The organism is Burkholderia sp. NFPP32, assembly GCF_900119325.1.
Taxonomy (GTDB): domain Bacteria; phylum Pseudomonadota; class Gammaproteobacteria; order Burkholderiales; family Burkholderiaceae; genus Burkholderia; species Burkholderia pyrrocinia_C.
The window spans coordinates 216,316-240,081 of record NZ_FPJP01000011.1 but is presented as its reverse complement, the minus strand read 5'-3'; the positions used below and the strand labels follow the sequence as shown (position 1 = coordinate 240,081).

Below are 23,766 nucleotides of genomic sequence, written 5' to 3'. Positions count from 1 at the left end.
GACATGCTTGCCCGCGTCGGCCGGCGCTGCCATCGCGGCGGCCCGGCAACCGGGAGAGCCCCGCTATTTAAGCATGGCGGCCGGGCAATGGGCAGGGGCCGCGCGCGTCGCCTGTCGCGGGCTCGTGCCCGGGGCATCCGGTAGCGCGCGTGCCCATCGCGCCGCCGGATTCGCGGCGAACGCCGATGCATCGCCGTATTGCGAGGAACGTCGAACGGCGTGCCGTGTGCGCCGATAAAAAAAGCGGCCCGGCCCGCTTCGAAGCGGACCGGGCCGTGATTGGATGCGTGTTGCTTACAGCGCGCCGCCTTGTGCCGAAGCCGAACCCTTCACGCCGACCGATGCGCCGCCCTGCACCGAATTCGTCGCGCCTTCGAGCGCTTCGCCGGCCTTCGCCTTCGCGCCGCCCGCAACATCGCCTGCCGTCGACACCGCGCCTTGCGCGTGGCTCTTTGCGGTGCCTGCGACGTGCTTCACGTGCGACTTCGTCGAGTGTACGGCCGAGGCCGCGGCATCCTTCGCCGTACCCGCTGCCGAACCCACCGCCTGGGTCGCGCCGCCCACCGCATTGCCGGCTGCCGCGCCAACGCCGCCGACCGTCTTGCCGACGCCGTTCAGCGCACCGCCGACGAGGTTGCCTGCGCCCGAACCCGAGCCTGCCGCATTCGCGCCGGCACCTGCCTGCACGCCCACGCCGCCGCCGAGCAGCGGCGTCTGGACCTGTGCGCCGACGCCTGCGGAACCCTCTGCGCCGGTCTGGGCCGTCTGTGCGAAAGCAGCCGACGTCGCCATCGCCGTCAGAGCGGCACCCAGCAGAAGCGTACGAATCTTGTTCATGGTCATTCTCCCCAAGGACGTTGTTGCTGCGGGCCGCGTTCGTGCGGCTTGTCGCATGCCTCGCCGCGACGTGCGGCAGGTGGAGCTAATGTAGCGGCGCCGACGCGCAAAACGATTGATTTGCGGGGACTGTTACTTCAGTTGCAAATGCTGACGATTGACTCACACTGTTTGACAATCGGGGGCTTGAGATGGGAAAGACGGCGTACTTGCCGACGAGCAGGCGCGAACCCGACGGCATCCGGCACGGGTCGCTCCGCGATCACGCTTCCCCCGATCGCCGCGCATCGGGAAACCACGAACGTGAAACGGCTAGCAGGGGAACCAGCCGTTTTTATAGGCATTCCAAAGTATGTGTGTCGACCGGACCTCGGTGCGGCGCGACAACCGGCGCCTCGCGATCGATTCGATATCGTCGGACACGCACGCCGCCGCTCCGGCGTTGTCCGATGCGCCGAAGGCGAGCTTGAATGCCTTTTCCCGCAATGCGTCTACTGCCGGCCTGTCGATCGCCGTACCCGGATCGTCGTCGATCGCATCGAATGCCGCCATCCACTGCGCATCGAACGGCTCGGCATCGCGACTGTCCAGCGCGCTGTCGCAATCGACACCGCCGAGGAAATCGAAACGCCTGGCACCGACAGGACTGCGTCCATTTCAAGCAGACGTGCATGCGTCATCGCAGCCCCTTGAAGAAACGCGACCCCGATCGCCTGTCGGCAGATACAGGCAGATCGGGGCCGTGCGCGTTCCGCCCGGTTACGGCCGGAACGTATCGCCGAGCACGACGCCTTCGCGACGCGGATCGGTGCCGCCCTGCAACGCGGGCGACTGGCCGACCGTCACGCGCATTACGGTGTTGACGCCGCTCGCCTGCGCGGACGTCGACACCTTGTGCCCGAGCGCGAGCAGCCCCGTGATCAGCGGATCGTTCGCACCGTTGTTCGCCGCGTTGACGTTTGGATGCTCGCCACCGATCGTGGTCGTCGGGCTGTTGCTCGCGCCGAAATCGACGAGGCCCGCGGACTGCTGCGCATCGAGCCCCCAGTCGAGCGCGCCGACCAGCGTCTTGACCACGTATTGCGGAATCGTACCGCCGCCCGGCGAACCGGTCGCCATCACGAAATCGCCGCGCGAGCCGTCGGCGGCCTGACCGAACACGATCGTCGGCGCCATCGAGCTGCGCGGCCGCTTGCCCGGCTGCAGGCGGTTGGCCACCGGATTGCCGGCGCTGTCGACCGGGTTCGCGGAAAAGTCGGTCAACTGATTGTTCAGCAGGAAACCGTTGGTCATGTGGAACGAGCCCATGCTCGACTCGACCGTCGTCGTCGCGCTCAGCACGTTGCCGTCGCCGTCGACGATCGTGAACTGGTTCGTGCCGTGCTCGATCAGCGTCGTGTCGACGCCGAGCGGCACCGCGCCGAAATTGCCGGGCTGTGCGGTGCCCATGCTCTTGGTCGTGTCGATCAGCGCCGCTCGCGATTTCAGGTACGGCTTGTTCAGCAGCGTGTCCCACGTGCCGCCCGGCAGCGGCACGAAATCCGTATCGGCCACGTACTTGTCGCGGTCGGCATACGCGAGCCGTTCGGCCTCGGTGACGAGGTGCACACCCGCGACGGTCGGCTTGCCGCCCTCGAGATCGATCGCCGTCGGCTTCAGCGACTTCAGGTCGAAGTTCTCGAGAATGCCGAGCGCCGCGGCGACCGCGATGCCGCCTGACGACGGCGGCGGCATCCCGCACACCCAGTAGCTGCGATAGGTCGTGCATACGGGTTCGCGGCGCTTCGCCTGATACGCGGCCAGATCCGCGACGGTCGTCTTGCCCGGCGTGAGCGTCGAGCCGTCCGCGCCCTTCGTCGTTGCGATCTTCGCGACGATGTCCTGCGCGATCTGCCCGGTGTACAGCGCATTCGCACCCGACTGCGCCATCAGCGTCAGCGTGTGCGCGTACGCGGGGTTCTTCAGTACGGTGCCGAGCGTCTTCGGCGAGCCATCGGCATTCAGGAAATACGCGGCGGCCTCGGGGTCGCGCTTCAGGTTCGCGGCGTTTGCCGCGATCGCGTCGGCGAGCCGGCCGCCGATCGGGAAGCCGTTGGTCGCGAGCGTGATCGCATCGCCGAACAGGTTCTGCCACGGCAACCGGCCGTGATCCTGCTGCAGTGTCTCGATGAGCCGCGGCACACCGATCGTGCCGATCGAGCGGCCGCTGGCGCGCGCGTTCGGCAGCGGCGCCGAATGGTCGGTCGTGTCGTCGACGTAGCGCAGGTAGTTCTCCGTCGCGGCGGCCGGAGCGGTTTCCCGGCCGTCGTACGCCTGCAGCGTCTTGCCGCGCGCATCGTAATAGAGCAGCACGCCGCCCGACCCGAGGCCCGTCGCCTCCGGCACCGTCAGGCCGAGCACGGCCTGCACGGCGACCGCCGCGTCGGCGGCCGTGCCGCCTTTCTTCAGCACCGCGCAGCCGGCCGCGCTCGCGTAAGCGTTCGACGTCGCCACCAGGTAGGTCTTCGCATAGACGGGCTTCATCCCGGTGCGATAACCCGACGACGCTTCCGGCAGCGACGGATCACCCGGCTGGTTCGAGCCCACCACAACCGTCGCGCCGCTGTTGTCGACCGCGAGGCAGCTCGTATCGGTCGAAGGTGCCTGCGTGCGCCCCGCTTCGTTCTCGACGTCGCCGCCGCATGCCGTCAGCAGGGCAGCCGCGAGCAACGCGGACGCATACGGGAAAATCGCTGTTCTGTTCATTGTCTGTCGATGTTCTTTTAGGTCGTTGCGATGGACATCGCGCTGCCTGCGACCCCCTCGGTGCACAGGCAATGCGTTCGATAGTCCCACGAACAAATTTTTTTCCGCAATAAGGAAATGACGCGACCGGTCGTTGTATGTGCAGCGCCACCGCGCCGGCTTGAGGGTTCGCTTGCTGCACTGCATCGGCGCGCGCAGGTCCTCGACCCGCGTCAGCGCGTTGTCGAAATCGCGCTGGCCACGCCGCTCGCGCAGGCAATTCCTGCCGCCGTGGTCAGTGGCGAATGGTTCGGAATGTGGATGTCGAAGCAATGGAACGGATGCGCGACGACGGTATCGACGAGACGCGTGCCGCGCACTGATGCGCCGGTTGCATTGCACGGGCCGACCGGATTGGAATGGACATCGGGACGATTGCCGGCGTCACCGCGTCCGGCTATAAATCGTGGATGGATACGAATCGCTGGATTCACGATCCCGTCGGCGCCTTTCGCGCATGGCAGGAAACCACCGCGACCGGCGCCGGCCGCCGGCCGTTCGCGCCGCGCTCGGTCGTGCAGCACGTCGCGATGTTCGAACGGTTCCTGCGCCATCTGATCGCGCACCGCGTGTCGCTGGCCACGTTCGGGCCCGACCACGTCGCAGCCTTCCTGACGGAGCTCGAACGCACGTGCGCGCCCGGCACCTCGACCCGCGTGCGTTACGCGAAGCTGATCGACCGGCTGGGCCGGCATCTGGTCGACACCGGCGTGCGGACGATCCATCCGGCCGGCCGGACGACGCGCCATCTCGCGTGGCCGGACGGCGAGCCCGAGCCGTGCTACCTGCCGCCCGACGCCGACGCGGCGCTGCAGCGCCATGTGCAGCCGCGACCGGACGACACGCCGGCCGACTGCCGGAATCGCGCGATCGTCGCGCTGCTGCTTGCGAGCGGCATCACGTCCGCCGAGATTCGCGCGACGACGCATGACGCGCCCGATCTCGACGCGCTGCCGCCGGCGCTGTCCGTGCCGCGCGATCGCGCGCGGCCGGCGCGCCGGATCGAACTCGCCGCGTTCGCGCTGGCGCCGCTCGCCGCATGGCGTGCGTGCTCGGCAGACGCACCGGCATCGGTACTGCTGTTTCCCGCGCCGCGCGGCGGTGGCGCGATGAACGACATGTTTCTGCTGCTCGTGGTGCGCGACGCGCTGACCTCGATCGGCTTCCACGCAGCGGACATGAGCCCGCGCGTGCTGCGCAACACGTATGCGCGCCGCCAGTTGCTCGCCGGCCACACGCACGCCGATGTCAGCGCCATGCTCGGTCTCGTCAGTACGCGAACGATCACGCGCATCCGGCAGACGCTGCCGCCCGATGCGGCCGCGGATCGCGCCGCGCATGAGCGTTGAACCAGCTCACGGCACGGGCCCTGTTCTTTTTTCCTATTCGCCCGGCTTCGACTCGATCAGCCGCAGAATCCGGGTGTCGTACGGCGATTGCATGACTTCCGCGACGCGGATCTCGGGCGCGGCCGGATGCAGCGGATTCAGCAGGAAGTTGTGCGCGTGCGGCACGACGACACTCGGGACGCGCAACAGCGCGCTCGGCTGCGTATGCAGCCACTCGGTGCCGGCGCTGCGGGTCCAGTCGACGTTCGTTTGCCACTCGTCCGGCGCGTCGCCTTCCGCGATCTCGGCGACGTCCACCGATTCCGGCACCTCGATACGAAGCAACTGGTATCCGCTCGGCAATTGCGCGACGGTGGCGATTTCGAAATGCACGAGCGTCTCGAGCAATGCGAGTGCCGGATGCTCGGCGAGATACACGACGGGCTGTCCGGCAAAATGCCAGCGCCCGCCGGCGCGCAACCCGCCGATGCCTTTCAGGTCGGCGTAATTGCTGATCCGCCACAGCGTCATCAAGCGAAGTACCCCTCGTCGATCTGCGTGAGGACCTCTTCGACGAGCCGCGCGCCATGCTCGGTGCTCGCCATGTCGAGCGACGTGCGGCCGCCGAAGCGCTGAAGCCCGTTGCGCAGCCACGCCATCGCCTTGTCCTGGTCGCCGAACGTAGCCGTCGCCTGCGCGACGATGCGCGCGAGGCGAATCGCCTTGTCGGATTCCTCCGGCGACAGGCGTTCGTGCGCCTGGCGACGGTGGCTCAGCGTGCGGCGCGGGATGATGAAGGCCAGCTCGTCCGATTTCAGCCCGCGCTCCGACAGCCGGTCGATCACCGAGACGTCGACACGCGCGCTCGCCAGCTCGGCAAGATCGGCACCCGATCGGACACGGATCGCCAGTAGCTGCTCGAGAATCGTGAATTCGGCCTGACGCGGATGCGCGACACCCGAAGGATGAAAAGCGATGGTGCTCATGACCTCTCTCCGGCAATTTGCCCAATCATTATAGGCGTTTTGCCGATGACTTGTGGGGGCGGGTTGGGAGAGCCGTGGTGGCCTGTCCGTCAAGCGTCGGCGAAGGAGCCAGCGGATGTGGCCGGCTGTCTGGCAGCAGATTCCGGCGATTGCGAATCGAAGATTCGCCTGGGTGAGGCGATGCAGTAATTCAGTATATAAAGTTAGAGAAACATCTGGTGATTGTTACGTAACAACTTTTTTACTGACTTAAGGCGATTCCGCCCTCGGCGGTGCTCGCAAGGCGTTCTCGATCACGCTTCGACGGAGCGTGGCCGCTAAGAGACACTTCGGCGCGTTCACGGGAATCTGATTGAAATTGACGCCGAGACGGTAACGCTGCGCATCGCCGGCGAAAAACAGGCGCGCCTGCAATACGGCGGCTCGTCATTTGCTCGAGAACACGCATGACGCGCAGAAGCAGGTCGCCGCGAAATGCGGCTTCGCGAATGTCGATACGCTCAGGCGGTCATTCACCCGACACGTCGGGGTCACGCCCGCCGAATATCGGAAGCGTCAGGCGGCCCCGACCAAGTGACGCGGAAGTGCATGAGCCATGCCGACCATCTCGCCCAAATACTTCGGAATGCGACTCAATTGATCGTCACGCGGCCGCCGGTCGATCGATCACATCGAGACCCGAACGACTGCGCCTTACGCCCCTATGCAGCGCGAACCGACAGGCCCTCCGGCATGCCCGCAATCACCAGACAAAAACGCTAATCCCCGCGGATCGTTTACCCAGTTGCAATAATTATTCGCTGGAACGCGTATTTCCGACCGGTAACGCGATCGCTACGATGCAATCAACCGCTGAACGCAACAAGCGAAGCGCGAAATCAACGAAACCGGAGGTCATCATGAAGTCGTTCATCTACGCTGTCGTCGCCGCAACCACCCTGTCCGCCTCGTATGGCGCATTCGCACAATCGAACCCGTCGGGCCAGTTGACGCGTGCCCAGGTGCGCGCGGAACTCGTCCAGCTCGAACAGGCCGGCTACAAGCCCGAAGTCTCCGATCAGTACTACCCCCGCGCGCTGCAGACGGCACAGGCCCGCGTAACGAACGCCGATGAAACCGGTTACGGCGCACAAGCCGCCGCCGGCGTGCGTGCCGGCCGCACAATCGCGGTCAAGCAGGATGGCCGCGACTCCGTGTATTTCGGCCAGTAAGCCCGACGCACACGGCGCGTTCCGATCCGCGCGCGGCAAACGAAACACCCCGCTCCCGTTCATCGGGCGCGGGGTGTTCGCTTTTCGGTGATCCGCTCCGTGACCGGATCGCGACCGTCGACCGACACGCCCCCGCCGATCGCGCGCCGCGCGGCGCCGTTCACGCAGGCAGCCGGCGTTTGCGCATAGAATGGCCGCGTGGTCGGTGTCGGCCGAAACGAACGCGAGCGAAACCACGACGCCCTGCATGCCCGATCGTCGCCGCGCCCGCTGGCCGGCCCGCTGCCGTACTCATCGCATTTTTGAAAAGGAGCGGTTTCATGTCTCAAGCATCCGGTTCCATGATCACGTTTCGCCGCCCGGACGGCCAGGAACTACAGGGTTATCTCGCCAGGCCGGAAAAGACCGAAGGCGCGCCTGCGGTCGTCGTCATCCAGGAATGGTGGGGGCTGAACGACCAGATCCGCGGCGTCGCGGATCGCCTCGCGCGCTGCGGCTACTTCGCGCTCGTGCCCGACCTGTATCGCGGCAAGTCGACGGTCGAGGAAGAAGAGGCACACCACCTGATGACCGGCCTCGATTTCGGCGACGCCGCATCGCAGGACATTCCCGGCGCCGTCACATATCTGAAGACGTTGGCTCCGCGCGTCGCGGTGACGGGCTTCTGCATGGGCGGTGCGCTGACGCTGTTGTCGCTGCAGTTCGCCGACGCGGACGCGGGCGTCACGTGGTATGGCTTCCCGCCGCTCGACTACCTCGATCCGGCGAAGCTCAACGTGCCGCTGATGGGCCACTGGGCCACACAGGATGCATTCTTCGCGATCGACCAGGTCGACGCGCTGGAAAAGAAGCTGACCGATGCGAAGGTCGGTGTCGAATTCCATCGTTATCTCGCGCATCACGGATTCGCGAACGAAACGGCCGTCGGCACCGGCCGCATCTCCGGCACGCAGTTCGATCCAGTATGGTCGCAAATCGCGTGGGACCGCACGCTTACGTTCTTCGGCCGCACGCTCTGGGCGAAGCCGCAGTAATACGCGATCGACGCGCTCGCGATAAGCCGACGCAAAGAGAAACGCCACGGACTTTCATCCGTGGCGTTTTTGTTTGCCGGGTACCGTCGAGCGGCGTGGCGGCCGGCCGTACGCGTACCCGCTTCCGGACGACGTCGCGCTGCCGTTCCGCCGTTGAGCGAATACTGGGCCGGCTGCACCGCCGCGCGAACGCGATGAAGCAGGTCGAACCGATTCCAGGAAGTTTGCACCGCGCATCGAACCAACCATGTTCGATATCGAAAGCAAGCGATTTCATAAGGACGTGCTGGTTGCCCGGGGGCGTCGTTTACCGGGTCGATCGCGATCGCATCGTCGACGTCTACCTTAAATGCAGGACTACGGATTATTTCATTTTCCGGAGCAAAACGCGCATATGAACAGCGGCAGTGCCGACTCAGGATTTGCAGGACACGTTCAGCGCGGCCTCGTCGGCGGACAGCATTTCGGGCACGCATTCGCGCAGGAAATCGATGAACGTGCGGATCTTCGCGTCGAGATACTGACGCGAAGCGTACAGCGTGTAGACCGTCAGCTTCTGTAACCGGTATTCGGGCAGCACGCGCACCAGCGCACCGCTCGCGAGCGCGGGCAGTGCGGACGACATCGGCAGCGAGCCGATCCCGAGGCCGGCGCGCAGTGCGGCACCCAGCGCATCGGCGATGTTCACCTGGAAATCGGGCAACGGCAGGTCGAACGTCTCGTGACCGTCCGGGCCGTCGAGATGCCAGCGATCGCGCGGGAACACCGGCGTGACGATCTGCAGGCACGCATGCCCTTCGAGCTCGCGCACCGTGCGCGGCGTGCCGCGCTCCTTCAGATACGCGGGCGACGCGCACAGCACGCTGTGCACCTCGCCGAGCCGCTGCGACACGAGCCCCGAATCGGGCAGCTCCGTCGTGCTCAACTGCAGCGACACGTCGTAACCTTCGTCGATGATGTCGGGCACGTGCTGCGACAGCGTCAGCTCGACCGCGACCGACGGATAGCGCTGCCGGTAGCGCACGACCGCGGGCACCACATAGGCCTGGCCGAAACTCGTCGTCGCGTGAACGTGCAGCCGTCCGGACGGCTTCGCCTGTGCGTCCGCCGCCTCGGCTTCCGCTTCGTCGATATAACCAAGGATGCGCTGGCAACGATCGAGATAGCGCTGCCCGGCGTCGGTCAGCGCGATGCGGCGCGTGCTGCGGTTGAGCAGACGCGTGCGCAGATGCGTTTCGAGCTGCGCGACAGAACGCGATGCGTATGCCGTCGTGATGTCCAGGCGCTGGGCCGCGCTCGTGAAGCTGCCCTCCTCCGCGACCCGGACGAAAATGCGCATCATCTGTAACGTGTCCATCGGCCTGTCCCCGGGATTGAGATCACGGCGCGCCGCCGTGCGGCCGTGGTGCCGGCGGCTCCGGCGCAGGCCGGTCTGGCGCGAATCGTGCGGAACAGTACAGCAGCGCTGCAGGCGTGTCCAGTTCGCCGTGTGCGGCGTGATCCGGACGCCGAATCGTATCGTGGAGCCGCCCTTCGCGCCGCATCCGGGCCGGGCGTGTACGCGATCGAGCACGCCGGCATGCAAACTACATTGGGGCGGCAAAAACTACCCGGCGACCACGATGCCGATCCGCGATTTACGCCATCGACGGCACGTTACGCGGCGGCCGCCGCATCGAACGGATTACGCAACACGATCGTGTCGTCGCGCTCCGCACCGGTCGTGATCATCGATACCGGCGCGCCCGCGACCGCTTCGATGCGCGCAATGAAATCCCGTGCGGCGCGCGGCAGCGCCGCACGCTCGCGCACGCCCTTCACGGTGCCATGCCAGCCGTCGAACCGTTCGTAGACCGGCTTCGCGCGCGACTGCGCGTCGAGGCTCGCGGGCAGATGGTCGACCCGCGCGCCGTCGAGTTCGTAGCCGACGCACAGCTCGATCGACTTGAAACCGTCGAGTACATCGAGCTTGGTAAGCGTCAGCGAATCGATGCCCGAGATCCTGACCGCCTGGCGCAACTGCGCGGCATCGAGCCATCCGCAGCGTCGCGGCCGGCCGGTGTTGACGCCGAATTCCTGCCCGCGTGCGCGTAGTGTTTCGCCCGTTGCGTCGGTCAACTCGGTGATGAACGGGCCGCCGCCGACACGCGTCGCATACGCCTTGGTCACGCCCAGCACGTGACCGAGCCTCGACGCGCCGAGGCCCGTGCCGGCCGCTGCCGCCGATGCGACAGTGCCCGACGACGTCACGAACGGATACGTGCCCCAGTCGATGTCCAGCATCACGGCCTGCGAACCCTCGAACAGGATGCGTTCGCCGCGATCGGTCGCGTCGTTGAGGTCGGCCCAGACGGGACGCACGAACGGCAGGATCTTCGGCGCGAGATCGACGAGCGTCGCCAGCATCGCGTCGCGCGAACACTCGTCGAGCCCCAGGCCACGGAACCACGCGTTGTGATGGTCGACGAGCACGTCGAGCTTGTCGGCGAGCCGGCCGGGTTCCGCGAGATCGCCGACGCGCAGCCCGCGACGCCCGACCTTGTCCTCGTAAGCCGGCCCGATCCCGCGCAGCGTGGTACCGATCGGTTCGCGGCGCAGGCGCTCCTGCGCCTGGTCGATCGCGCGGTGAATCGGCAGCACCAGCGTCGCGTTCTCGGCGATCGACAGGTTGTCCGGCGTCACCGATAGCCCGAGCTCGGCCATCCGCGCGATCTCCGCGAGCAGCGCTTCCGGATCGAGCGCCACGCCGTTGCCGATCACGCCGCGCTTGCCGCGCACGATGCCGCTCGGCAGCAGCGCAAGCTTGTACGTCTTGCCGCCGACGACCAGCGTATGGCCCGCGTTGTGGCCGCCGTTGTAGCGTGCGACGAGGTCGGCCTGAGCCGCCAGCCAGTCCACGACGCGCCCCTTGCCCTCGTCACCCCATTGGGCACCCACGACCACCACGTTCGGCATGCTCCGCACTCCATGTGAGAAATTCAGACACTCGTTCGGCCGAGCCGGCCGTTTGTGTGCCATATTGGCGGAGCTGGATCGCCCGATCAAACGATTAAACCTGAACTATCGCGTGAGTAAATTTCACGCGAAACGATGCAATGGCCCGACGTCTTCCTCCGTTGAATTCGCTACGCGCGTTCGAAGCAGCCGCCCGACTCGGCAGCTTCACGCTTGCCGCCGACGAGCTGTGCGTGACGCACGGCGCGATCAGCCGGCACGTGCAGCAACTGGAGGCGTGGCTCGGACGGCCGCTATTCGAACGCCACAACCGGCGGGTCGAACTGACCGACGCCGGCCGCGCGTATCTCGCCGAAGTCGGTGCGTCGTTCGACCGGATCGCGCTCGCCACCGCGCAGCACTTCGGCCACGCGCAGCAGCGCGTGCTGCGCGTCAGCGCGCCCGCGACGTTTTCGTTGCGCTGGCTCGTGCCGAAGCTGTCGTCGTTCCAGGTCGCCCATCCGACGATCGAGGTACGGCTGTCGACGTCGAACGAGCCGATCGAGAAACTGCGCGACAAGGTCGACCTGATCGTTCGAGGCGGCCCGCAAGCCATCGACGGTTACGTCGCGGAGGAATTCCTGTCCGAAGTCCGGCTGCCGGTGTGTGCGCCGAAGCTGCTGGAAGGCCGGCCGTTGCATACGCCCGCCGATCTCGCCGGCTTCACGCTGCTGCACGCGGCGACCTATCCCGGCATGTGGCCCGAATGGCTCGCGGCGGCCGGGCATCCGAATCTCGTGCCGCGACATTCGCTCACGCTCGAGCATTTCTACCTGACGCTGCAAGGCGCACTCGACGGACTCGGCGTCGCGATGGGGCCGATCGCGCTCGTCGCGGACGACATCGCCGAAGGCCGGCTCGTGCAGCCGTTCAGCGAACCGGCCCTGCCGCCGTGGCGCTACTTCACGTATGTGGCGTCCGCGCGCGCGGACGACGAGGCCGTGCATGCATTCAAGGACTGGCTGAAGGTGACGGGGAACGCAGCCGCATCGGGCGCGCAGCACTGACCGTATCGACCTGCCGGTCGTGCCCGCCATTCAATGCAGGATTCCGAATCAAATAGCACAAATGCGCGGATCGGGTTTGCGCTCGTTCATGAGCGGCATTCTGTTTTTGACGTGCATCGCGTGACCGCGATGCACAGGGCAAGCCGCGGATCGTACCGCGGCTTGCCGCCGAACGGCGCTTACTGGCTTGCGCCGGCGGCTTTCTTCTCCGCGTTCTGCAGGTTCTGCGGATAGTTCGGGTCGTTGGCCGCCGGCTTGTAACCGGCGTCTTCGAGTTTCTTCAGCTCGGCGGTGTTTTTCGCGCGCGCAGCCTTGCGCTCCGCTTTGCGTTGAGCCCTGGCCGCCTTGCGTGCCTGGCTCTTCGCCGCCTTGGCGTCCTGTGCAGGAGGCGTGCTGGCGGCGTCGGTCTGGGCAAATGCAGGAACTGCCGAGCCGAACAGGAACGCGGCTGCGGTAGCAGCCAGCGTGAGTTTTCTGATCTGGATTCGCATCGCTGAACTCTCTTTTCTGATGATTATCACGGTTGGAAAGACCATCGAGATACCGCCCCTGTCCTGATCGGTCGTCAGGTCGCGATCGGGACCTGTGCATCATAACCGCGTCGTGAAAAATGTGGCGCCAACGTGCAAACGGAGTTGGGGATACACGTATGGGAGAACACGTGGACGTTGCTCTACCGTCGCGCGGAAGAGACAGGGACGTACATCGCGTTTCGGCGCGCGTGAAGATCGCGCGGTCGAGGCAGCGGAAACGTCGGACGTACAGCACGCTTCGGTGATGAAGATCGATCACATGGCGTGATGCGAGGCTGCGATTCCGATGACATTCGTATCGTCGTGTCTAGCTCGCATGCCGATTGCTGTTTCATAGGTGGTGTTAGCAGCACGCTCATGCTTGCCGTGATCTTCATCACACGAAGCGCAATCACCGCAATAGTTGTCGATCCGTGTGCAATGTTGCCGCTCGACGAGGCTCCAGCGACGGGTTCTCCCATAAACGACCACGATTCGGTTCGTCCGGTGACCGATGCGATCGTCTCGTGTTACCGCACCGGAAGGCGGCGTCGTCTGGTGTGTATAGCGAAATGGGTAAACGCTCGGCATAGGGTGAGGACGTTGACCGGAACCCCCTCACGAATGCGCGGGGGGAGCCGCACAAGCATTGCGATACTCCGTCCGGCACACGTTGCGCGTCGTGTTGATGCCGCGACAACGCTTGTCAGCCGGCCCGACTCTGGTCGTGAACACTTCAGGCAACGCGCGCGGGCCACAGATTTTTCATTCGACGATTTTGGCCGTCGAGTATCCCGTGCGGATGCCGTGGCTGCACGGCTTGCATATACCTGCGGGACGCGTCGCCGGTGAGCTTTTCCGGGATCAGGAAGTTTCTGACGGTGAGAATGTTCGGGATCGTTATTCGAATTCGATTGCGGTGAGCTTCTTCAGCGGCCGCATCTTCACGTTGGCTCGTAACTCTCACGAGATCGGCCCAGAAGCCGGCGACCTGTGCGCCTTGGTGAAGCGAGGCGACTTTTGCTTCCGGGAGGCTATGTTGGCCTCTGGTTGCCATTCAAGAGCACAGCGTTACTCTTCGGTCGATCCAAAGGTAGAAAGTTGCGGGACCTCGGGGCGGAGAAGCAAGCCGCGTCTATTTCCTCTGTGCACAGTCCACAGGCTAAATGTAACGAAAAGCGTCGATAGACGACCGGCAAAAAACTTGTCCACAGAACGGGAAGCATGAGTACAAAAAACCATTCGCGTGCCGTCCAGGGTGATTTCGAACTGCTGTGGGTGAAACTGACAATGTTCGTGCGTTCGGTCGCTGGCCCGATTTGGCTGTCGATCACAGGAGCGCGGGTCGTCGCGGCCCCGGCTTTTCGGTCCCATAGATGGGAACCTGAATGCGGAAACCGGTGATCTCCGCCCGATTTCCTCCCATAGGTTTCTACTTTTAGGTGTTGTGAGTGGGCACTCACCTCCCCGGGAAACCTTGTCGGGCCTGAGGCCTTGTTCCATCAAGGCCTCAGGCTCTGTCCAGCAGGCCTGAATCGAAGCAGCGGGATGCTTGACGAACCATGGACAGATCCCATGGGTAGCGGTTTATGGGGCTTGTCTTTCTGTGACGGCACACGTGTGTTTACATCTTTGGTAAACCACGTTTACTTCTTTAACTACTTTTAGACGGCTCACAGCCTTATTCCACAAGGCTTTGACCGGTGTTCGGTACCCATTTATGGGAGCACAGGTGGAAGGGTTTGGGGTTTCAGGTCTGTGGATTTGGGGTTTTGGGTACCGGGTTGTGGGGAATCGGGGCTGTGGATATGGGGCAAGCGTACCCGGTTATGGGAAATCAGCCTGAAAACGAGATGGGTAGTCGTCTATGGGAACGCAGGCAGGTAGCCTTTTATGGGGCGTTTTTTTTGATCCGTAAGTGCTTGCGTCCACAGTGATTTTTTTCAGGTAGCCGTTTATGGTGTCTCTCGATGGTAACCGTTTATGGGTGGTCAATCGGGCCGGTCGAGCGTGTTTCACCAGGACCCCTCTGCTGGCTGCTCCCATAGACAGGATCGATGTCGCGGACAGGTAACCTTTTATGGGATAACCGAATGGTTGCCGTTTATGGGAGCGATTTCTCCCTTCGAGGCCGAAAGTAACGCAATCGCCCATGTCGAAGGCTGCCGACAGGTAGCCGTCCATGGGAGTCGATGAAGGTAGCACGTTATGGGAGAAAAACGGCCGCGTGTTGCAAGGCATCACGAATCCGGTCGTCGATCGCGATTCCGCTCGTTTGCCCCCATGGATGGGTACCTTCCCTAGGGCAAATCTCGTGCCGGGTTTCTGTAGCCGGACCCGAAAGGTAGCTTCTTGTGGGAGGTTTTTTGGCCAAAAGGTAGATGGATATGGGGCCCCGCGCAGATTGCTTCATCACGAATTTCCCTTTTGCATCTGAAGGTTAGCCGTGATATTGCAAGTGATGCTGGAGCGAGGGCGTTGCTCTGCGACGTGAGAAGGTATAAAGTCCGCTCTCAACAAGGTCACCTTATCCGGACATCACGATGCCGCGCAAGCCCGCAAGCAAAGGCTCAGACAAACAGGTTTCACTGTTTCAGACACCCGAGCCTCCCGACTTGCTGCGCAAGGCGGTCCAGGCGATTCATATCGCGCCCAAGTCGGGAAAGATCGGTCTGCAGCAGCGCAAGATGTTCAGCTCGCTGATCAAGAACGCGCTTCGGCAGGAGGCGTTCGAGCCGGGTCGAACGAGCTTCTCGATCTCGATCGCCTCGCTTTCGCACGAGAGCGGGTTGAACAGCAACAACACGAAGTACGTGAAGGACACGGTCAACTCGCTGATCAGTACCGTCGTCAACTGGGACTACCTGGCCGCGGACCGTTCGACGGTCTGGAAAGCGTCGGGCCTGCTCGCGGGCGCGGAGCTCGAGCAATCGGTGTTGAAGTACAGCTTCTCCGACCAGATTCGCAGCGAGCTGCTCAATCCGGAAATCTACGCGCTGATCGATATGCGGATCGCCCGCGAATTCCGGCGCTCACACTCGCTCGCGCTGTGGGAAAACACGGTGCGCTACGAAGGGATCGGCATCACCGCGAAGATTCCGCTGCCGAAATTCCGCGACCTCATTCTCGGCCAGGACAAAGCGTCGCAGTCGTACAAGGAATACAAGCTGTTCAAGAGCAAGGTCCTGGTGCCGTGCATTCAGGAGGTGAACGAAGTATCGGATCACACGCTCGAGCTGATCGAACACAAGTCCGGCCGCAGCGTGGAAGCCGTTCAGTTCAAGGTGACGCGCAAGCAGAGTGCCGATACGGTCGAAGACGGCGACGTCAAGAACGAAGCGCTGGTCGAGGAGGTCGCGAAGTTCGGCATTCCGCGTTCGGAAGCCCGCCGGCTGATCACGCAATACGGCGTGCAGCGCATCAAGGCGGCGATTGCCTATACACTCAATCGGACTACGAAGAAGAACGCGGCGCCGGTCGACAACGTGGCCGCGTATTTCCGCAAGGCGCTGACGCACGGCTACACGCTGGCCGACGGGCAGGGAACCGAAGCGGCCGCACCGGCGAAGGAATCCGCGCAGAGCAAGCAGGAGCAGATTCGCGACAAATATCTGGCGGCGAAGGTCGAGGAAGCCGGTGCGTATTTCCGCGAGTTGGAGATCGACGACCAGACCAAGCTGATCGATCGCTACAACGAGACGGTGGCGGGCTCGAAGGATCTCACGCTGTCGCCGAAGAAGAAGGCGAGCAAGCTCGCGCAGACCAGCTTTTTCCGATGGCTGGCGCTGGATACCTGGGGCGAACCGACCTCGGACGACCTGCTGGAATTCCTGCTCAAAAGCAGTCTCGCAAGCAACTGAACAAGGCCTCGCAACCGGGCGGGCGTCGTGCGCCGGACTTCATCGTCCGGTTGCGCGGCGCAACGCGGATGCGAGGCCTTTTGCTTGGGCGCGTTACTTTTGCGTGGCGGCTGCCAGCTCGGCGACGTAGGCGTCGATAACGGTCTTGAGCCTGTCGGCGAGCGCTTCCTGGTGGGACGTGTCGACGCCCTTGAGCTGCAGGTCCAGACGCCCGTCCGGGTAGGTCTTCAACTGGCCGATCGCTTGCGATTCGAGCGCGAAGTCGTGACGAACGCTGTAGCGCGTGCGCCCCGCTTTCTTGTTGTCGTCACTCTGCGCACGCAGGAAATTCTCGAGATCGCGGACCGATTTCTTCCGATCGATCACGGCCGTGAGCAGCCGGTCGGCCGTCGGTTCGCCCAGGCGCTCGAAGATCAGCTTCAGGAAGTACGCTGCCTGCAGGCCGACCACGTCGTTCGCGCTGGCCATCCGCTCCAGCAGCGTGTTGGGCAGTGCGTTGAGCGACAGCGTCTTGCTGATCGATGCCTTGTCCTTGCCGATCTTCTCCGCGAGCGTGTTCTGGTCCTGAAAGACCTTCTCGTCGAGGAGACGCTTCCATGCGACCGCATCGTCGAAGATCGTCTGGCGTTCGTGATCGTGGTTCGCCCGATACGCGATCGTATAGAGCTGCTCGGGCGTGTGGTCCGTGCGGAACGTGGCGTTGATGGTTTCGTCGCCGTTGATGCTCGTCGCGCGCAGCCGGCGTTGCCCGTCGATCACAACGAGCTTGCCGGGAAACTCCGGGAGCCGCGTGACCTTGATCGGCTCGATCTGCCCTTCCCGTTTCAACGTCAGCGCGAGCTCGTGCAGGCTCGACTCCGAATAGAACACGCGCGGGTTGAATGGGTTCGGGATGCAGTCCTTGACCAGTACCTTCTGCGGTGCGCCAAGATCCGGTGTGCCGGCGGGTGCGACCGCGGCCGGGGGCGCGGCGGCGGGCGTCGCGTCGACGACGTTCGGTGCAGCCGGCGGCTCGGGCAAGCGGGTTTCCAGTGCAGCGTTTTCCTGCGCGAGCCCGCGCAACAGGCCGGCCGCGAGATGCAGGTTGCCGGTCGGCTTCTTGTCTTTCGATGTGTCCTTAGCCATGGGCCGCTCCGGTAGCGCGCGTCGACGCGATGTATTGGGCCATTTCCGTGACCAGCCTTTCGATTTCCGCACGGGCTTCCTTCAGCCCCTTCAGGTATCGATTGTGATGATGGATCGTGGTGCCGAGTGCGAACGTCTGACGGTAGACCTCGCGTTGGGCGATCTGGCTGTCGAGCAAATGCTCCCCTATTTCTTCAGCCCTTAGAATTTTTAAAATTTCTTCACGCATTTTAGTTTTTCCATTAACACTATTCAGCATTAATGCGGAAGAAAGATTCGGGTTACGAACGGCTCGCATCGACTCGATCATGCGAATCATCGCGACGGTGCTGTACAGGTCCGCCGGCGACGGTGACAGCGGCACGAGGCAGAAGTCGGCGACTTCGAGCACGGACGCGATGCGCGGATCTTCGAGGTTGCCCGGACAGTCGACGACGATCACGTCGAAGTTTGCGTCCTGCTTCTTGATCTCGCCGCCGATGCCACGACCGGCGGGGGCCAGCGAAAGGACCGTCATCGGCAAGGTGTTCTCACCGCTCGTCACCCACCGAACGGAAGTGCCTTGAGGGTCGGCATCGATCAACGCGACCTTGTTGCCACCGGCCTCGAACGCAGCCGCGATGTTGACGGAGATGGTTGTCTTTCCAGTACCACCTTTTTGATTACTGACGGCGATCTTGAAAGCCATTAAATTCCTCCAAGGAGTTTTGCGTAATATATTCAGTTGTTATCGAAATGTCCAGAAAAGTGTTCAGCTTGATGCATGTCTTGGAGATCGTTGTTGTTGTCACGTGACAAGTAGGTCGAACGGTTAACGAACCAATTGTGAGTGATGATCGAGTAAAAACAAAATTGTCGATTGCGGTCACGAAGAATGCACAAAGGGTTGAAGGAAATTCGACTGTCATTGGCGTCGTGATGAAACTCGATCGCAGAGACTAGTGGAATGGCAGTGCCTTTGGTGCTAACAGAACCCCTTGCGAATCTGATTGGCCGGTTCGCGGATGTCGTCGAGGGACGTAGTTGTCACGTGACAAGTCGCCGGGAATTGGTCGCAGTTGATGCTGCGTGTCGACAGGAAGAACTTGATTCGAATGGGATGTGGATTTCGGTTATGTCAATCAACGCTCGATAGTAAGCGTAAGCCGGTGGCTGGCTCGATTGCTTGCCTGGGGAGTTGTCACGTGACAAGCAACCAGGCTGTAACGCAGCGGCGTTGCTAATTTCTCGATAACGGTTACGATCGATCAAATTTAGATACGTCAAGCGGATCAAAGCGGATCGAATTTATAGATAGTTCCGGTTGCAGCGTTTGGTTGGTATATGTTCTGTCCGAGAAGTTGTCACGTGACAACAAAGGCAGCCCGGGCATCGTAGAAAACGGCAGGACGGCCGTCGTAGTCGTCAGAGGCAAGTGTCTTTGCCGATGATTGAGGCGGCATTCGTCCCGGTCGCCAGGACCGGCGGCGCCGATGCCCGGCATTCTCGTGATGGCAGAATGCCCCGATCGCTTGGTGAGTCGCACTCAAGGGCAGACGATTATTAACGCATCATGATACGGCCCCATTTAATGATGTGGCCATCGCCGACGTGGTGCGCGCATAGTCCGGCAGGGGAGGGGTGCGAGGTTTCGCTGTATCTTCCAGCATTACAACCGGCGCAATGGCGTATCCCGCATTCCATATCTATTAGCAGTCTGACAACGGTCGGCACAGGAATGAAGGCAAATCCCCACGCCAAAGGTCGCCTACCGGTTCAACCAAGTTGAATCGTGAAACATTCAAAAAAAATGGGGCGCTGCCGGAAATCCTTATCCAGCAATGGTTTGCGCAATATTCCTCATGTTGTTTCACGCAAAACACGCCCGATCCTCCTTGGAATTGGGGGGCGCATGAATTTTTCATGCGCTACTGAGCCGTCCAGGAGTTGGGCGGTGAATTGTGTTGTGATTGATACGTAATTGGTGGTTTTCGATACATCTTGCGCCGAACGCTATCGTAGACAACGTCCAGTGAGTGTTGGTCCGGTGCATGACGATCGCTCGCCGAGTCACTGATCTGATGTCCGGCGCGAGTTGTCACGTGACAACGGTTTTCACCGATCGCGCGATACTACAAAGAGTTGTGGAATTCTTGGGGGCGACCGACGGCTCATCTGCCGTTGCAAATCGGTTGAACCGCAAGGTCACATCTATTCTTCTGCGGGCTCATGGCGGTGATCATGGCGGTGAGCTGGTGGAAGTAATGATGGAAGATTGAGCCGACTATCTAAACTTGCGTGCGAATTTGCAGATGCGATCCGCCCGCGTTTGCCGAAGCCTGCTGTCGCGGTCGGTCAACCGGTGCCTCGTATTGTTGAATGAAGCTATTGGGCGGCGCCGCGTGCATCATTTCCGATTCAGGTGATCGTATCGGCAGACAAGCCGTCAATGAACAACTGCCCCGAAAACGCGATGGCCGGAAACGCGGCACCGCCGCGCTTCCGCACGAAAGACGTAACGACAGGCGAACCTATTTCGTCGCTTGCGACGCGCAAAATTGCCACCTGCGCGATTTCGTTGCCGCTGCCGCGTTCGCGTGCTCGTCTACCGTGCGCCACCACCGCTCGCCTCGATGCGGCTCGTCGAGATCAAGGCGCTCGCCCATTCTGGGCGTGGACAACTCGATGCCGCGCACGATCGACAACGCCGTTACTCGCTCGAACGGCTCGTGCCAGCGATGCATCGCGAGATCGAATGTACCGTTGTGGATCGGGATCAGACAGCGTCCGCGCAAATCGATATGCGCCTGAACGGTTTCTTCTGGTTGCATGTGCACGTACGGCCATTGCGCATCGTATGCGCCCGTTTCGATCAGCGTCACGTCGAACGGCCCGAGGCGCTCGCCGATCGTACGGAACCCGTCGAAGTAGCCCGTGTCGCCGCTGAAAAACACACGCAAGTCGTCGTCGACGATGACCCACGACGCCCACAGCGTGCTGTTGCCGTCGAACAGGCTGCGCCCGGAGAAGTGTTGCGCGGGTGTTGCGGTCAGCGTCAGGCCGGCCACGTCGACGCTCTGCCACCAGTCGATCTGACGGACCTTCTTCGCGTCGACGCCCCATTCGATCAGGCGGTCGCCGACGCCCAGCGTTGTCACGAACACGCCGGTGGTGGCCGCGAGCGCGAGCACCGTTTCGCGGTCGAGGTGATCGTAGTGATCGTGCGACAGGATCACACCGCGTAGCGGCGGAAGATCTTCAAGCGCTATCGGCGGCGCATGGAAGCGCTTGGGGCCAACATTCCGAAACGGCGATGCACGCTCGGCAAACACGGGATCGGTCAGCCAGAATTCGCCGCGCAGCTTGAGTAGCAGTGTCGAATGGCCGAGCCGGTACAGGCTGCGATCGGGCGCAGCGTCAAGCTGTGCGCGGGTCAGCAAATCGACGGGCAGCGCGCCAGCCGGCACGGTATTGCGCGACTTGTTGAACAGCATCGTCCAGGCGATCCCGAGCGTCTTGCCGATACCTTCGACGGGACGCGGCGCAACATTGCTGAAGCGCTCGCCATTGTGCTGCGGCGAACCGCCGGACAGCGCGCGGCCGCGCCTGGCGGCTGCAAAACCCAGAATGCGGTGAATCAAAACGAGAGGCGATGCCATGTTGGTTCGTCCGAAGAAAAAGTGCACTGAACAGTGTAGTTTATTTCCGGGATAAGTAAACTGAGCGGTGTAAAATTTCCACATGGATACCAGCTCTCTCCCTCAACGCCTGACCGATCGAAAGCGTGCGGCCATCATCGACGCGGCGATCGAGGAATTTCTCGCTGCCGGCTACGATGCAACCAGCATGGATCGCATCGCTGCGCGCGCGGACGTGTCGAAGCGTACGGTCTACAACCACTTTCCCGGCAAGGAAACGTTGTTCGCCGCGATCCTGCACAAGCTGTGGGATGCGACCCAAACCGGTAGCTCACCGACTTATCGCACCGACGTGCCGCTGCGCGAGCAACTGCTCGCCTTGCTGGAGCGCAAATTGCGCCTGCTGAACGACGATGCGTTTCTCGTACTTGCGCGCGTCGCGATCGGCGCGGCCATCCATTCGCCGGAGCGTGCGCGCGACATGGTCGAACGCCTCGGCGAGCGCGAGGAAGACCTGACGGTCTGGGTGCGTGCGGCAGCGTTGGCCGGCCGCCTGTCGGTCACCGATCCGGTGTTTGCCGCGCATCAGTTGCATGGTGTCGTGAAGGCATTCGCATTCTGGCCGCAGGTGACGATGGGCCAGCCGCCGCTCACGGCGCCGGAGCAACAGAAAGTCGCGGAATCGGCCGCCGACATGTTTCTCGCGTACTACGCGCGTCCGGACGACGGCGACGCATTACGCGTCGCGCCGGATTGACCGCGCATCAGGAAGATCATGCGCGAATCGAGGTCGATGTCATGCACGCGATCGATGCACGCTTGGCATCGCTGAGCCGGCAAACCGACTGATCCGCAAGAGCGAACGCACAACCGCCCCCACACACGCGACGACTGTCCATCCAGCGGAAACCGGCGATACCCCGACCCACCTGAAGCCTGACGCGAGCGACTACGAATGAAGACGCTGTTGATCGTCTATCACACGATGACCGGAGGCACGCAACAGATGGCCGAAGCGGCGGCCGACGCGGCGCGCGAGCAACCCGGCATCGACGTCAGGCTGCAGCGCGCGGACGCGACGAGTGCAGACGATGTGCTGGCCGCCGACGCATACCTGTTTGCGACGCCCGAGAATCTTGCGTCGATGTCCGGGCTGATGAAGGACTTTTTCGATCGCTGCTACTACGCGGCGCTCGATCGCGTGAACGGCCGTCCGTACGCGGCAATGATCTGCGCGGGAAGCGACGGACAGAACGCGCTGCGCCAGATAGACCGGATTGCGACCGGATGGCGATTGAAGAACGTGGCGCCAGGCCTGATCGTCTGTACGCACGCGCAGACGCCTGAGCGCATCCTCGCGCCGAAGACGATCGACGACGATGATCGTGCGCGCTGCGCCGAACTCGGCGCGGGCCTTGCCGCCGGACTCGCGCTGGGCGTCTTCTGATTTCGGACCGGCAGCATTGGCGCTGGTCCGCGCAGACAACGCACGCATCCATGTGCGTCACCGATCCTGCAGACGTCGAACCGGCCGAATGCCGGGACCTTAGCTTCCTTTTGCCGTCGGCACAGGCTGGTGGTATTCGGGCCAAAGACGTTTCACGAGATCGCGCGACGCGCCATACGCATGGCAACTGTCGATCTTGAGCGGCTTGCCTTCGCGGTCGCGGGCGTCGAGCGACGACCGCCGCACGCCGACCATCGTCTGATAGGCCGTGGTTGCGACCGGGCCGAGCAATTCCTTCAGATGCGTGCACGTATCGCAGGACGGCAGACGCTTGCGGATCTCGCTGTTCCAGCCGGAACCGATGCTCAGTCCGACAAGCGCCTGCAGCGAGTCGCCGCCGCCGGGACACTGCGCATACGGATGCGACCGGATGAACGTGGATACGGCGCGTACGACCATGTCGGCGTCGAAGACCAGCGTCACGCCGAGATCGTGGATCGGAGACAGCGCAGCGACCGTTCGCGTGCCGCCCGGTGGCGTGAAATCGCTGGTCTTGCGGTCCGCGAGGCAGGCCGTCACTTCGAACAGGCCGTCGCTGCGCCGATAACCGCGCATGTCGATCTGCCGATGGTGAATCTCCTCGCGCGTGATGCCGTCGTGCGGGATGTCGTGTGGGAGAACCATGTATCCGCTCCGCTTCGTACAACCGGTTCTTTAGCAGGCAAGAGGGATGCCGCCGGCCGACCGGGGACGCCGCAAAACGGGCCGAGGTACGGGCCAAGGTACGCTGCCGACGACGGTGACCCGGCCATACTACGCATTTTCCGGCATCTTCGTACGCCACACGATCGATGCGGACGCAACGAGTCGTGCATGGGTCCGGTGCAATCGATGGGCGTACCGGGATGTCACGACAGGCTGCGTCGATCCATCGTCATGTGCGTCCCGTTGTCGCGATCGCCGATTCGCATGCAGCCGACGGGATGCCGTCCGCGATCCGGAATCGTCGCCGTGGCCGGCGATG

22 protein-coding genes and 2 pseudogenes are annotated in these 23,766 nt (G+C 63.0%); 10 read left to right on the top strand and 14 right to left on the bottom strand.

Going from position 1 to position 23,766, the window contains the following annotated elements; genetic code table 11:
* Positions 1-294: 294 nt before the first annotated feature.
* The 3 genes from BT264_RS21605 to BT264_RS21595 all read right to left on the bottom strand — a co-directional run bounded on the left by BT264_RS21605 (position 295) and on the right by BT264_RS21595 (position 3,582).
* Complete coding sequence (locus BT264_RS21605; RefSeq protein ID WP_072440636.1) at positions 295-837, bottom strand: hypothetical protein; 543 nt, start codon at positions 835-837, stop codon at positions 295-297.
* Between the two features lie 312 nt (positions 838-1,149).
* On the bottom strand, positions 1,150-1,389 hold the full coding sequence (locus tag BT264_RS21600; protein ID WP_256260688.1) for a hypothetical protein: 240 nt from the start codon (positions 1,387-1,389) through the stop codon (positions 1,150-1,152).
* 207 nt (positions 1,390-1,596) lie between these two features.
* A complete protein-coding gene (locus BT264_RS21595) occupies positions 1,597-3,582 on the bottom strand; it encodes a gamma-glutamyltransferase family protein (protein WP_072440325.1) in 1,986 nt (661 codons plus the stop codon).
* Between the two features lie 117 nt (positions 3,583-3,699).
* Between BT264_RS21595 and BT264_RS40545 the strand changes: the two genes are divergently transcribed.
* Together BT264_RS40545 and BT264_RS21585 are read left to right on the top strand one after the other, a co-directional pair.
* Positions 3,700-4,179, top strand: coding sequence for a DUF2165 family protein (locus tag BT264_RS40545; protein WP_072440327.1), 480 nt, complete (start codon positions 3,700-3,702; stop codon positions 4,177-4,179).
* Positions 4,152-4,970, top strand: coding sequence for a site-specific integrase (locus BT264_RS21585; protein ID WP_371287113.1), 819 nt, complete (start codon positions 4,152-4,154; stop codon positions 4,968-4,970). Before BT264_RS40545 ends, BT264_RS21585 begins: the two co-directional genes overlap by 28 nt.
* Before the next feature lie 33 nt (positions 4,971-5,003).
* Here the strand turns inward: BT264_RS21585 and BT264_RS21580 are convergent, their stop codons facing one another.
* From BT264_RS21580 to BT264_RS21570, 3 genes and pseudogenes are all read right to left on the bottom strand, one after another.
* Positions 5,004-5,483 (bottom strand): RES family NAD+ phosphorylase, encoded by a 480-nt coding sequence (locus tag BT264_RS21580; RefSeq protein WP_072440331.1) that lies wholly within the window; start codon positions 5,481-5,483, stop codon positions 5,004-5,006.
* Positions 5,480-5,935, bottom strand: coding sequence for a type II RES/Xre toxin-antitoxin system antitoxin (locus tag BT264_RS21575; RefSeq protein WP_031403156.1), 456 nt, complete (start codon positions 5,933-5,935; stop codon positions 5,480-5,482). Before BT264_RS21575 ends, BT264_RS21580 begins: the two co-directional genes overlap by 4 nt.
* Positions 5,936-6,259: 324 nt before the next feature.
* A pseudogene (locus BT264_RS21570) lies at positions 6,260-6,352 on the bottom strand (catalase); the annotation flags it as partial.
* Here BT264_RS21570 and BT264_RS21565 point away from each other — a divergent pair.
* The 3 genes and pseudogenes from BT264_RS21565 to BT264_RS21555 all read left to right on the top strand — a co-directional run.
* Positions 6,351-6,512 (top strand): annotated as a pseudogene (locus BT264_RS21565) (helix-turn-helix domain-containing protein); the annotation flags it as partial. The pseudogenes BT264_RS21570 and BT264_RS21565 sit on opposite strands and share 2 nt — an antisense overlap.
* Positions 6,513-6,834: 322 nt before the next feature.
* Entirely contained in the window at positions 6,835-7,146 is a 312-nt protein-coding gene (locus BT264_RS21560) for a DUF4148 domain-containing protein (protein ID WP_072440333.1), read from the top strand.
* 320 nt (positions 7,147-7,466) lie between these two features.
* Positions 7,467-8,180: a dienelactone hydrolase family protein gene (locus tag BT264_RS21555; RefSeq protein WP_072440335.1), complete on the top strand. Its 714-nt coding sequence runs from the start codon at positions 7,467-7,469 to the stop codon at positions 8,178-8,180.
* A gap of 415 nt (positions 8,181-8,595) precedes the next feature.
* Here the strand turns inward: BT264_RS21555 and BT264_RS21550 are convergent, their stop codons facing one another.
* Both BT264_RS21550 and BT264_RS21545 read right to left on the bottom strand, forming a co-directional pair.
* On the bottom strand, positions 8,596-9,537 hold the full coding sequence (locus BT264_RS21550; protein WP_072440337.1) for a LysR family transcriptional regulator: 942 nt from the start codon (positions 9,535-9,537) through the stop codon (positions 8,596-8,598).
* A 299-nt stretch (positions 9,538-9,836) separates the two neighbouring features.
* On the bottom strand, positions 9,837-11,135 hold the full coding sequence (locus tag BT264_RS21545) for an adenylosuccinate synthase (protein ID WP_072440339.1): 1,299 nt from the start codon (positions 11,133-11,135) through the stop codon (positions 9,837-9,839).
* Positions 11,136-11,275: 140 nt separating this feature from the next.
* Here BT264_RS21545 and gcvA point away from each other — a divergent pair, with 140 nt between their 5' ends.
* The gene (gene gcvA / locus BT264_RS21540) at positions 11,276-12,181 is read left to right on the top strand and encodes a transcriptional regulator GcvA (protein ID WP_072440341.1); all 906 of its coding nucleotides are present in this window, start codon (positions 11,276-11,278) and stop codon (positions 12,179-12,181) included.
* Positions 12,182-12,360: 179 nt separating this feature from the next.
* Here the strand turns inward: gcvA and BT264_RS21535 are convergent, their stop codons facing one another.
* Positions 12,361-12,672, bottom strand: a complete 312-nt coding sequence (locus BT264_RS21535) for a hypothetical protein (protein ID WP_072440343.1) — start codon at positions 12,670-12,672, stop codon at positions 12,361-12,363.
* 757 nt (positions 12,673-13,429) lie between these two features.
* On the bottom strand, positions 13,430-13,750 hold the full coding sequence (locus BT264_RS38490) for a hypothetical protein (protein WP_143155752.1): 321 nt from the start codon (positions 13,748-13,750) through the stop codon (positions 13,430-13,432).
* Between the two features lie 1,486 nt (positions 13,751-15,236).
* Here BT264_RS38490 and BT264_RS21530 point away from each other — a divergent pair.
* Positions 15,237-16,553, top strand: a complete 1,317-nt coding sequence (locus BT264_RS21530; protein WP_072440344.1) for a replication initiation protein — start codon at positions 15,237-15,239, stop codon at positions 16,551-16,553.
* 93 nt (positions 16,554-16,646) lie between these two features.
* On the opposite strand, the gene BT264_RS21525 is transcribed toward BT264_RS21530, so the two are convergent.
* Both BT264_RS21525 and BT264_RS21520 read right to left on the bottom strand, forming a co-directional pair.
* Complete coding sequence (locus tag BT264_RS21525; RefSeq protein WP_072440346.1) at positions 16,647-17,678, bottom strand: ParB/RepB/Spo0J family partition protein; 1,032 nt, start codon at positions 17,676-17,678, stop codon at positions 16,647-16,649.
* Entirely contained in the window at positions 17,671-18,366 is a 696-nt protein-coding gene (locus BT264_RS21520) for a ParA family protein (protein WP_006759638.1), read from the bottom strand. The genes BT264_RS21525 and BT264_RS21520 overlap by 8 nt, the downstream gene beginning before the upstream one ends.
* Positions 18,367-19,759: 1,393 nt before the next feature.
* Here BT264_RS21520 and BT264_RS38485 point away from each other — a divergent pair.
* Positions 19,760-19,936, top strand: a complete 177-nt coding sequence (locus tag BT264_RS38485) for a hypothetical protein (protein WP_218173354.1) — start codon at positions 19,760-19,762, stop codon at positions 19,934-19,936.
* 252 nt (positions 19,937-20,188) lie between these two features.
* Here BT264_RS38485 and BT264_RS21515 read toward each other — a convergent pair whose 3' ends face one another.
* Positions 20,189-21,316, bottom strand: a complete 1,128-nt coding sequence (locus BT264_RS21515; RefSeq protein WP_072440348.1) for an MBL fold metallo-hydrolase — start codon at positions 21,314-21,316, stop codon at positions 20,189-20,191.
* A gap of 82 nt (positions 21,317-21,398) precedes the next feature.
* Here BT264_RS21515 and BT264_RS21510 point away from each other — a divergent pair, with 82 nt between their 5' ends.
* Positions 21,399-22,052 (top strand): TetR/AcrR family transcriptional regulator, encoded by a 654-nt coding sequence (locus BT264_RS21510; protein WP_072440350.1) that lies wholly within the window; start codon positions 21,399-21,401, stop codon positions 22,050-22,052.
* Between the two features lie 198 nt (positions 22,053-22,250).
* Positions 22,251-22,742, top strand: a complete 492-nt coding sequence (locus BT264_RS21505; RefSeq protein ID WP_072440351.1) for a flavodoxin family protein — start codon at positions 22,251-22,253, stop codon at positions 22,740-22,742.
* 99 nt (positions 22,743-22,841) lie between these two features.
* On the opposite strand, the gene BT264_RS21500 is transcribed toward BT264_RS21505, so the two are convergent.
* Positions 22,842-23,426: a DUF2889 domain-containing protein gene (locus BT264_RS21500; protein ID WP_072440353.1), complete on the bottom strand. Its 585-nt coding sequence runs from the start codon at positions 23,424-23,426 to the stop codon at positions 22,842-22,844.
* Between the last annotated feature and the right edge of the window lie 340 nt (positions 23,427-23,766).

Coding starts and splice junctions, on each gene's coding strand:
- BT264_RS21555 (WP_072440335.1), top strand. CDS start 7,467: ATGTCTCAAGCATCCGGTTCCATGATCACGTTTCGCCGCCCGGACGGC.
- BT264_RS21505 (WP_072440351.1), top strand. CDS start 22,251: ATGAAGACGCTGTTGATCGTCTATCACACGATGACCGGAGGCACGCAA.
- BT264_RS38490 (WP_143155752.1), bottom strand. CDS start 13,750: ATGGCAACCAGAGGCCAACATAGCCTCCCGGAAGCAAAAGTCGCCTCG.
- BT264_RS40545 (WP_072440327.1), top strand. CDS start 3,700: ATGACGCGACCGGTCGTTGTATGTGCAGCGCCACCGCGCCGGCTTGAG.
- BT264_RS21605 (WP_072440636.1), bottom strand. CDS start 837: ATGAACAAGATTCGTACGCTTCTGCTGGGTGCCGCTCTGACGGCGATG.
- BT264_RS21510 (WP_072440350.1), top strand. CDS start 21,399: ATGGATACCAGCTCTCTCCCTCAACGCCTGACCGATCGAAAGCGTGCG.
- BT264_RS21530 (WP_072440344.1), top strand. CDS start 15,237: ATGCCGCGCAAGCCCGCAAGCAAAGGCTCAGACAAACAGGTTTCACTG.
- BT264_RS21520 (WP_006759638.1), bottom strand. CDS start 18,366: ATGGCTTTCAAGATCGCCGTCAGTAATCAAAAAGGTGGTACTGGAAAG.
- BT264_RS21600 (WP_256260688.1), bottom strand. CDS start 1,389: ATGGCGGCATTCGATGCGATCGACGACGATCCGGGTACGGCGATCGAC.
- BT264_RS21515 (WP_072440348.1), bottom strand. CDS start 21,316: ATGGCATCGCCTCTCGTTTTGATTCACCGCATTCTGGGTTTTGCAGCC.
- BT264_RS21575 (WP_031403156.1), bottom strand. CDS start 5,935: ATGAGCACCATCGCTTTTCATCCTTCGGGTGTCGCGCATCCGCGTCAG.
- BT264_RS21550 (WP_072440337.1), bottom strand. CDS start 9,537: ATGGACACGTTACAGATGATGCGCATTTTCGTCCGGGTCGCGGAGGAG.
- BT264_RS21525 (WP_072440346.1), bottom strand. CDS start 17,678: ATGGCTAAGGACACATCGAAAGACAAGAAGCCGACCGGCAACCTGCAT.
- gcvA (WP_072440341.1), top strand. CDS start 11,276: ATGGCCCGACGTCTTCCTCCGTTGAATTCGCTACGCGCGTTCGAAGCA.
- BT264_RS21545 (WP_072440339.1), bottom strand. CDS start 11,135: ATGCCGAACGTGGTGGTCGTGGGTGCCCAATGGGGTGACGAGGGCAAG.
- BT264_RS21585 (WP_371287113.1), top strand. CDS start 4,152: ATGTTCGAACGGTTCCTGCGCCATCTGATCGCGCACCGCGTGTCGCTG.
- BT264_RS21535 (WP_072440343.1), bottom strand. CDS start 12,672: ATGCGAATCCAGATCAGAAAACTCACGCTGGCTGCTACCGCAGCCGCG.
- BT264_RS21500 (WP_072440353.1), bottom strand. CDS start 23,426: ATGGTTCTCCCACACGACATCCCGCACGACGGCATCACGCGCGAGGAG.
- BT264_RS21595 (WP_072440325.1), bottom strand. CDS start 3,582: ATGAACAGAACAGCGATTTTCCCGTATGCGTCCGCGTTGCTCGCGGCT.
- BT264_RS21560 (WP_072440333.1), top strand. CDS start 6,835: ATGAAGTCGTTCATCTACGCTGTCGTCGCCGCAACCACCCTGTCCGCC.